The 8373-nt window shown below is 40.4% G+C and carries 10 protein-coding genes; 1 reads left to right on the top strand and 9 read right to left on the bottom strand.

What is annotated here, in order from left to right; genetic code table 11:
• Nucleotides 1-49: 49 nt before the first annotated feature.
• A complete protein-coding gene (locus C4F40_RS18335) occupies nucleotides 50-415 on the bottom strand; it encodes an ISAon1 family transposase N-terminal region protein (RefSeq protein ID WP_196940862.1) in 366 nt (121 codons plus the stop codon).
• 375 nt (nucleotides 416-790) lie between these two features.
• Here C4F40_RS18335 and C4F40_RS18330 point away from each other — a divergent pair, with 375 nt between their 5' ends.
• Entirely contained in the window at nucleotides 791-1408 is a 618-nt protein-coding gene (locus C4F40_RS18330; protein ID WP_262894831.1) for an MCP four helix bundle domain-containing protein, read from the top strand.
• A 32-nt stretch (nucleotides 1409-1440) separates the two neighbouring features.
• Here the strand turns inward: C4F40_RS18330 and C4F40_RS18325 are convergent, their stop codons facing one another.
• The 8 genes from C4F40_RS18325 to C4F40_RS18290 all read right to left on the bottom strand — a co-directional run bounded on the left by C4F40_RS18325 (nucleotide 1441) and on the right by C4F40_RS18290 (nucleotide 8365).
• Nucleotides 1441-1596, bottom strand: coding sequence for a thiamine pyrophosphate-dependent enzyme (locus C4F40_RS18325; RefSeq protein WP_196940860.1), 156 nt, complete (start codon nucleotides 1594-1596; stop codon nucleotides 1441-1443).
• Nucleotides 1597-2028: 432 nt separating this feature from the next.
• Nucleotides 2029-2463, bottom strand: a complete 435-nt coding sequence (locus C4F40_RS18320; RefSeq protein WP_196940859.1) for an FKBP-type peptidyl-prolyl cis-trans isomerase — start codon at nucleotides 2461-2463, stop codon at nucleotides 2029-2031.
• A gap of 12 nt (nucleotides 2464-2475) precedes the next feature.
• Nucleotides 2476-3981: an acyl-CoA dehydrogenase gene (locus C4F40_RS18315; protein WP_196940858.1), complete on the bottom strand. Its 1506-nt coding sequence runs from the start codon at nucleotides 3979-3981 to the stop codon at nucleotides 2476-2478.
• A gap of 246 nt (nucleotides 3982-4227) precedes the next feature.
• A complete protein-coding gene (locus C4F40_RS18310; protein WP_196940857.1) occupies nucleotides 4228-5271 on the bottom strand; it encodes a HesA/MoeB/ThiF family protein in 1044 nt (347 codons plus the stop codon).
• On the bottom strand, nucleotides 5228-6358 hold the full coding sequence (gene thiH, locus C4F40_RS18305; RefSeq protein WP_196940856.1) for a 2-iminoacetate synthase ThiH: 1131 nt from the start codon (nucleotides 6356-6358) through the stop codon (nucleotides 5228-5230). The genes C4F40_RS18310 and thiH overlap by 44 nt, the downstream gene beginning before the upstream one ends.
• Entirely contained in the window at nucleotides 6359-7132 is a 774-nt protein-coding gene (locus C4F40_RS18300) for a thiazole synthase (RefSeq protein WP_196940883.1), read from the bottom strand.
• Nucleotides 7113-7769 (bottom strand): thiamine phosphate synthase, encoded by a 657-nt coding sequence (locus tag C4F40_RS18295; RefSeq protein ID WP_196940855.1) that lies wholly within the window; start codon nucleotides 7767-7769, stop codon nucleotides 7113-7115. Before C4F40_RS18295 ends, C4F40_RS18300 begins: the two co-directional genes overlap by 20 nt.
• A complete protein-coding gene (locus C4F40_RS18290) occupies nucleotides 7754-8365 on the bottom strand; it encodes a beta/alpha barrel domain-containing protein (protein WP_196940854.1) in 612 nt (203 codons plus the stop codon). The genes C4F40_RS18295 and C4F40_RS18290 overlap by 16 nt, the downstream gene beginning before the upstream one ends.
• Nucleotides 8366-8373 lie beyond the last annotated feature (8 nt).

The following is an 8373-nucleotide window of genomic DNA, read 5'->3' as shown; positions in this document are numbered from 1 at the left end:
CCTTAATTTACTGGCCGATAGCCCATAGAATGAACTGATGGTCTGGATGCTATATGCCTGACTGTCCGCTGATTCCTTTTAAAAAAGCCGCGAAATCCTGTGTGATACGTGTTCCTTTTGCTACTAACTCCCAATTTCTGTAAACGACTTTGTCGCTATCCTGATTGAGCCATCTGCGGCGCTTGACATGAAGATAGACCTGCATGCCACGGATCGGAAAATCTTGAAGAGTAATAGGTTCGAAAAATCCCTTGGAAACCAATTTTTGTCCCTGATATTCTTCAGGTGTGCTGTTAAGTTCTTCCAAAAAGATATCCAGTCTTTTTTCTTCTTTGGAATAGTGGGTCATCTCAAAATAATCGGAAACTCCTTTGGGAATAATTAAGGGCATTAAAGCGTTAAACGAATCGTGCATCTGTATAAATATCAAAGCACAAATATCTAATTATTTTTTATCCCCTCCACAACTTTTGTACATGATCCGTGTTCAGTCCGGAAGATTAGAGACGTTAGGAAGGGGCGAGTCTGCTGACATTTCGCCCAACAACCGAAGCTGAAAAAGTGCAAAACACAAGGGTAGAAATCACAAAATTATTTCGAGATCAAAATAAATACATCGATTATTCGAAGATGTTGTTCTCGACTGAAAGCAGTACAAAGCGATGAAAGACTAGTTGTATTTAGAAAAAATATAAACTATATTAAAAATAGAAATACTTATGTTGGAATAAATCATTAAATTGCCATTTATATAATTGGCGTACTTCGTCATGCACCTAAAATTAAGATTATGTGGGCATTTGCTATTAAACAAAAAATGACAGCAGCAATACTGCTCTGTACCGTGCTTTGCTTGGTAATGCTCACCAATATGCGTGAGCGACGAAATGCGGCAAGAATAAGCTCGGCAGTAACATCTATATACGAAGACAGGCTTGTGGTTGGTCTATATATCCTTAAACTGTCAAAACATATTGAAAGCATTCTTGCCGTACTTGAAAAAGATGGAACCGAAACCAATTTGCGAATAAATGATCATCTTGCAAGTATAAATCAACTAAACACGTTGTATGGAAAGACAATGCTTACAGAGACCGAAAAAAATAATTTTGAGCGTTTCAAACAGCTTTGTCAAGCGATCTCCATAAGCAATAAACCTGAAGAATACAATGCCGCGAAAATGGCTGCACAACAGGCAGAAGATATGTTAGATATCCTTTCTTCCATACAGGTGGAGGAAGGAAAAAAACAACTAGATAACGTTTTAAGCATGACGAATTTATCAAGTATAATTTCATATATTGAAATGGCCATTTTAATTATTATAGCAGTTATTATACAAGTGCTGGTACTTTCTTCGAAAACCTTATTATCGGCCCGGAAGCCGTCTAACCAAAACCTGAACTAAGAGTAGTCCCATACGGGCAGGACCCTTGATAGCTAAAGGTACGTTGTAATGCATCTTGCGCTTTCCTCGGGAATATATACCGATTCACGACGTATACCCATCACCTCTCCCACTTTAGTAGAATCTGGATTGAGCATATCAGTTTCGCTGTCGGGCAAACCAAAAACTTGCATCTCTAATCTCGCCATACCTAACATCCTATTTATTGATACAACCATTTTCACGGGTAACTTGTATTAGGTGATAGTCGCCAAATCACCTAATAACAGCGAAAGTCGCCATCTCCGTATACAACGATAACCTGTCAGTGGGGGATGTGTCAAAGCGGCACCCATCGCCATAGAACCATGATTAAAAAAACCGGGCATCGTTCGCAATCTCATTAACTTTATAAACCTCGCTCCCCAGACACATGACGTGCCCGTATCGACGGTGAATATAGTCACGTCACTTGCCTACTTGTTCATTCTTCAATATCGATATCTACGTTACTTTTGAGTCAAACAATACTAAAACATCAACCATGAAAACAATCATCTCTACCCTCACGACAGCAATCATCTTTATTCTAAATTAATAATCGGAATTGTTAAAAAAATTAAAAGACTTGCTTGAAATGCTTAAATAATGGCGATCAATTCCATTTGAAAAATCAGCGTACAATTGCCACCAGACGTATCTGTGAGGGGTTCAAATCCATATGCCAATTGATGAGGAATATATAACCGCCAAATACTACCTACCGGCATCAACTGTAAAGCTTCTTGCCACCCACGGATAAGTTCATACACTAAAAAGGCTTCCGGTTTATTACGTTTGTACGAGTTGTCAAATATAGTACCGTCTAATAATTCTCCTTTGTAATGGCAAATTATCTTCGATCGCATGTTTGGAATATCCCCCTCTCCTTGCGATATGATCTCATATTGCAATCCCGAGGACAAAGCAATTACTTCTTTTCGGGCAGCATTCTCCTTTAAAAAAAGGATGCCTTCCTTTAAGTTTTTCCCCGCTAAATCCTTTATGTGTTTTAAATATTTATTTGATTTCGCCACTTTTATGATCAATTACTTCGCGTCATCACTATATTCCATCCAATTGGAACCGGCATGGTATTCTACAATAGGAACAGCATTATTATAATCCGAGAGATCTGATAACAACTTTTTGACATCCATTTCTATATGTTTAAAGCTATTCTCAAACAGATCTTTGCGAAACCCTTTCTCTACCATGAGATCTACATACTGTAAACACACTAAGCGAGCTATTACTTTACCAAGAACTACCATCTGTCTTTGCACCAGTGTATGTTCCAACGAAAAATTAAGATGTTTTTTAAAACGAGAAGCTATACGATTTGTGCTTTCAAACTGAGACATGAATAGATGGAAGTTTTCTTCTTTCTGCTTTTTCATCTGCTTAATAACGATTTCAGATATTTGCGTATACAGCATTTCATTAGATCCTTCAAAAATTTGAAAAGGTCGACTGTCTACGATACCTCTTCCTGCAATGTGATCGATCTTATAGCCACTAGAACCCGATAGCTGGACACATATCTGAGCCGATTCTTGCATAAGATCTGTTACGAGCGCTTTCATACTATTTGCTTCTAACCCTTTTGAAGATAGGTCATTGGAAATTCCACTCATAGTAGCACTGTGAGCACACATTCCTGAACACAAGGTATAAGAAGATTGTATACGTGATAACTGGAATTGTACAGAATCTAAATCAATTAGTTTTTGCGCCCCAACCTTTCGGGTAATACAATGTGATAAAGCTTCGTCCAACATCCGTTGAATAAAGCCCATACCCATACCTGGAAATTGTAGGCGACTACGGTGCAGAATATCAAGCATCATCTTAATGCCTGTGCTCGGCGGTTGTAACTTTTGATTAGCGGGAACAGTTAGGTCTATTGTATTTAATCCATAGGGAATCATATATAGCCCTAGATTGTTAAAATAGTGTTCGACCTTAATCTGTTGTTCTACCTTGCTGTTATCCGTAACGAAGAACTCAATATCACGGGCTAGTTCCCCGCTAGACAATTGCTTCCGAGCAGCAATTAACCAAAAGTCGGCCATTCCCGTTAGTCCTTGCCAATGTTTCTGCCCAGTAAGCTTGTAGTCCCCGCTATCCGATGCGACAAAATTCGTACGCATATTCAATGCATCGCTACCAAAATCGGGTTCTGTTATCATCAGTCCGCCCATTGCTCCTTCTTCAATAAACCGTCGAAATATACCAGTCTGTATGTCGGGTAGACCATATTTTGCTAATGGTTCTAAAAAAAGAGCAATATTTATTCCGAATGTTAGGGATAACGGAAGCGACTCATAAGATGCGGCAGATAAAATACCCAAGCATTCTTTTACTTTAACTCCCCGGCCATTAAACGCTTCAGGAACCGCAACAGATAAAGGGCTTAATCCCATAATGTCCTTCCACACATCAGAAGGTAAGCCCCGCTCGATACTCAACTCATTTATATTAGATTCTTGGTGGAATAACTCCACTAGCCGCTGCTTAAACCGACTAATAAAATCTTCATATCTATCACTCATAAACTATAATCTTTCATCATTTAATAACACGTTTTTAAATTTATAAAAATCTAACCAATAACACGACCAAAATTTGAAAAGACAGCAGAATTCCCTGGAAAATCATTCCCTTAAGCGCAGATAGGTTAAATGAGCTGAGTTATTTATGAAGCTGCGTTCTTGCTACAAAACTTATATTTTTTGAAACAGATGCTTAACGAAATTGCATATATTAAAGCAACCATTTTGACGGCAAGCACCTAAGCGTTATTTTTCAGAGAGATTGACATAATAGCAACGCGAAATTTTATCTTTTAACCATTCGTAGGCAATTTTACTACGAATACCATTCGGACATATGAAAACAATTTTTCTGGATTCATTTTCCAGATGAGCCTCCCAGCAACGCGGCAGATCGTAGACCGAAATATTGAGGTCGGCCAAATTATTTTCGGCATGCTCATGTTGTTCCTGCACATCTACCAGCAAGAGTTCCTCCTGTTCTTTCCATTCCATTAACGTATTAAAATTAATTTTTCCGGCAGATAGTTTCGAATGCGATAGTGTGCTATCCGACTGTATATTAATAACCTGAACCTGATTGGTAAAACTGTCTATGAGCATCATTTTACCTGCTAGGCTATCGCCAATACCAGCAATCATTTTAAAGGCCTCGCTAACCATCAAACTTCCAACCACCCCAACCAATGGCGACCATACCCCCGTAATGGCACAGGGCTGTTGGTCACTTGGTTCGGGAAAAATATCCCGATATCCAATACGTTGTGAGGGGGCGAAAACACAAATCTGACCTTCATAAGCTCCCAAAGCGCCACTGATTAAAGGCATCCGCATATCCGTACTGATATCGGCCAGTAGATAACGGGTCTCAAAATTATCACTTCCATCAATCAGAAGGTCCGCTTCTGGAACGATCTCTCTAAAGTTGGCAATAGTAAGTCTTGTTTTTTGTGGAAACACGATCTGTTGTTGATATTGCGTATTCAACTTATCCGCCAGTATTTCCGATTTAAATAGTCCCACGTCATGATACCCAAAACTAGTCTGTCGAGCTAAATTAGATATCGACACACAATCGTCATCTATCACTGTGATCTTTCCTACACCTCCCGCAGCCAGAAAAGGAATCACCGCATTTCCGAGACCGCCGGCGCCAACTACGATGACGTGAGCTGCCTGCAACTTTTCCTGTCCTACTAACCCGAATTCAGGGAGCGCTATCTGACGAACAAAACGATTATTATTGCTACGTCGCATAACACCTTTCCCAATCTTTCCAAACGGCTTCATAACCCTGTTTTTCAATTACCTTAACCATTTCAAATGCAGACCGTTCATCCGAAATTTCAAATTGCTCAAGCGCTTGAGGCGCTACGATATAGCCTCCGGGATTTGTTTTAGAGCCCGCGCTCAAACTTGTAATACCTAATGGGATAACATGATCCCTAAAATAAGGTTCTTCTCGTGTAGAAAGTGAAAGCTCTACTTGCTCATTCAACAGCCGATACGCGCAGATTAATTGAAGAAGTTCCCTATCCTTCATGTAGAATTGTTGCGTTTCTATTGTTCCATCAACAGCGTCTTTCATTGAAATAGGTCTCAAGCGTGGAAAAGATAATGAATATTTTGTTTGCCAATAATGCTGTTCGAGGTATTGCAAATGTAATCCCGTAAAAAAGGCTTCCGTACGCCAATCTTCTAATCCTATCAATGTGCCAAGACCTATCTTATGAATTCCTGCCCGTCCAAGACGATCGGGCGTATCCAAGCGGTATTGAAAGTTGGATTTTTTTCCCTTGGGATGGTAATTTCTATATACATCTTGATGGTACGTTTCCTGGTACACTAAAACGGCATATAACCCCTCCTTAATTAACCGTTGATAGTCTTCCTGTTCAAGGGGCTGCACCTCGATAGAGATATTTGCAAAATGAGGTTTCAGTTGACGGATTGCCTGTTCCAGAAATTCTACACCTACAATTTTGCTGGCCTCTCCCGTTACCAATAAGACATGCTCATATCCCATACTTTTAATGACTTCTGCTTCCATATGGATTTCTCCCGGGCTAAGTGTACGACGAGGGATTTTATTATCCATACTAAATGCACAATACGTACAGATGTTCTGACATTCATTACTGAGGTACATCGGAATATACAATTGAATGGTCTTCCCAAAACGTTTTTGCGTGATGGCTTGACTTAATCTTGCCATCTCCTCCAGATAAGGGGCTGCTGCTGGAGAAACAAGTGCCTTGAAATCCTCTAAAGATCGATCATTTTTGGTCAATGCACTTTCGACATCCTTAGCAGTTTTCTGGTAAATACTTGATTTCACCGCATCCCAATTGTGACTTTGAAATAGTTGATGAAACATTTATACCTCCTCATTTCTTAAAAACGACGTCAATGGACTAGATGGCTGTGCAACCGAAGAAACTGCGGCAAGCTCGGCTTCGTATGCCTTTCTACCCGCCTCAACAGCTAATTTGAAAGCCTTAGCCATGCCCACAGGATCTGTCGCAACCGCTATAGCTGTATTAACTAACACTGCATCTGCACCCAACTCCATAGCAAATGCTGCGTGTGAAGGGGCTCCCAATCCCGCATCTACAATAACGGGAACTCGACTTTGCTCAATAATAATAGACAAAAAGTCCTTTGTCAACACGCCTTTGTTACTTCCAATAGGTGCACCCAAAGGCATCACCGCTGCAACGCCTACTTCTTCAAGTCTTTTGCACAATACCGGATCAGCATGTATATACGGGAGAACAACGAAACCTTGCTTAACTAACTCTTCTGCCGCTTTTAAGGTTTCGATTGGATCCGGCATTAGATATTTAGGATCGGGATGAATCTCTAATTTTACCCAATTAGTCTCCATGGCCTCTCTCCCTATCTGTGCTGCAAAAATTGCCTCCTTGGCGTCACGCGCTCCGGATGTATTAGGTAATAGGGTGGCTTGCGGTGTCGGAATATGATGCAGCAAATTATCGGATTGATCGGCTAAGTCTACCCGTTTGAGTGCTACCGTCACCAATTCACTCGCCGATGCTTCTATTGCGTGCTGCATCAAGTGAAGACTGCCAAATTTCCCTGTTCCGAGGAAAAGTCTGGATTGAAATATTTTATCTGCTATGTGCAACATCATTGTGTGCTTTAAATTGTGAAAGAATCTGCTTCATTTGCGCTGCCTGTGCGAAATCTACATTTAAAAGTTCGGTAGAGAGTGCGACGCCATAAACACCGGTCGATTTAAGTGATAACAGGTCCGCTGTCTTAATACCTCCTACTGCAATAACAGGAATGTTCGAATACTCCAATTGACTCAAGAGTGTAAGATAGCCAGCCGGACCTAAAATCGGACTGAGACGCTCTTTAGTGGATGTATAGGCATAGGGGCCTAATCCGATATAATCACAGCCCTCGGAGATACGTTGCCGTACTTCTACAATTGTATTTGCCGTTCCGCCAATAATTGCCCCCATCCCTAATTGTGACCGGGCAGTTGATATATCGATATCCTGCAACCCCAAGTGCACACCATCTGCACCTACATGTTGAGCTACGGATATCCAATCATTTATTATACACTTAGCGCTGTACTGAATGCATAAACTTTTTACCTGTTCGGCAACAATCCGAACAGTTTTTTCATCTTGATTCTTAAAACGGAGCTGTATCCATTTCGCGCCCACATCCAGTGCATGATGAATAGATGTGATCTGTTGTTCAGCTGTATTTCCTTGTGATATAAATTGTAATCTCTCTATATTCCTTTCCATAGTTTTCTAATTTTTAAGAATGTGGAATGCATGTTCTTTTCTTGCCACAATCCCGACATCAATGCTATACCATCAAAGGATTGGACAACTTCTGGAAATTGTGTCATGCGTTCCAGATTAATTCCTCCTAAGCCAATTTTTCGAATACTACCTGAGCTGTTTTCAAATTTCATCCGTTCTGAGGCACACATCGCTGTATAGCCTGGCTTGCTCATGCTATTAAATAGCGGACTTACCAATATCATTTCGTATCTGTCATTTAAGATTTCCATGTCCGAATAACAATGTATAGCCGTTGAAAACCTATAATCACCCATTTCCTCTTTTTCAAAATACAATCCTTCCAGTCCACGCTGCTTTTCTTTAACGTGGTATCTTTTGAAACCCGTTTCATACCGCCATTGCGCTGCAGTAAGCGGGAGGATTAAGCGGTTGTGAAATTGCGGAGGGATATGTTCATACACGTCCAGGATATCTTTCCGAGTCATTTCTCGACGGAAATAAAGATCATCTAACCCAGATTCAAAAAGGGTCAAAAGTACTTCATATTCGTTGTCGAGCAAATGGTCTGGAAGAATGGCCATTAAAGATTCCATACACGCCT

Origin of the sequence: Sphingobacterium pedocola, assembly GCF_015209965.1 — a bacterium.
Taxonomy (GTDB): Bacteria; Bacteroidota; Bacteroidia; order Sphingobacteriales; family Sphingobacteriaceae; genus Sphingobacterium; species Sphingobacterium pedocola.
The sequence above is the reverse complement of the archived record's forward strand: the minus strand, read 5'-3'. Positions and strand labels throughout refer to the sequence as shown.

Excerpts from the sequence above, each read along its gene's own strand:
- thiH (WP_196940856.1), bottom strand. The coding sequence starts at position 6,358 with ATGTTTCATCAACTATTTCAAAGTCACAATTGGGATGCGGTGAAATCA.
- C4F40_RS18325 (WP_196940860.1), bottom strand. The coding sequence starts at position 1,596 with ATGGCGAGATTAGAGATGCAAGTTTTTGGTTTGCCCGACAGCGAAACT.
- C4F40_RS18310 (WP_196940857.1), bottom strand. The coding sequence starts at position 5,271 with ATGAAGCCGTTTGGAAAGATTGGGAAAGGTGTTATGCGACGTAGCAAT.
- C4F40_RS18315 (WP_196940858.1), bottom strand. The coding sequence starts at position 3,981 with ATGAGTGATAGATATGAAGATTTTATTAGTCGGTTTAAGCAGCGGCTA.
- C4F40_RS18295 (WP_196940855.1), bottom strand. The coding sequence starts at position 7,769 with ATGGAAAGGAATATAGAGAGATTACAATTTATATCACAAGGAAATACA.
- C4F40_RS18335 (WP_196940862.1), bottom strand. The coding sequence starts at position 415 with ATGCACGATTCGTTTAACGCTTTAATGCCCTTAATTATTCCCAAAGGA.
- C4F40_RS18300 (WP_196940883.1), bottom strand. The coding sequence starts at position 7,132 with ATGTTGCACATAGCAGATAAAATATTTCAATCCAGACTTTTCCTCGGA.
- C4F40_RS18290 (WP_196940854.1), bottom strand. The coding sequence starts at position 8,365 with ATGGAATCTTTAATGGCCATTCTTCCAGACCATTTGCTCGACAACGAA.
- C4F40_RS18330 (WP_262894831.1), top strand. The coding sequence starts at position 791 with ATGTGGGCATTTGCTATTAAACAAAAAATGACAGCAGCAATACTGCTC.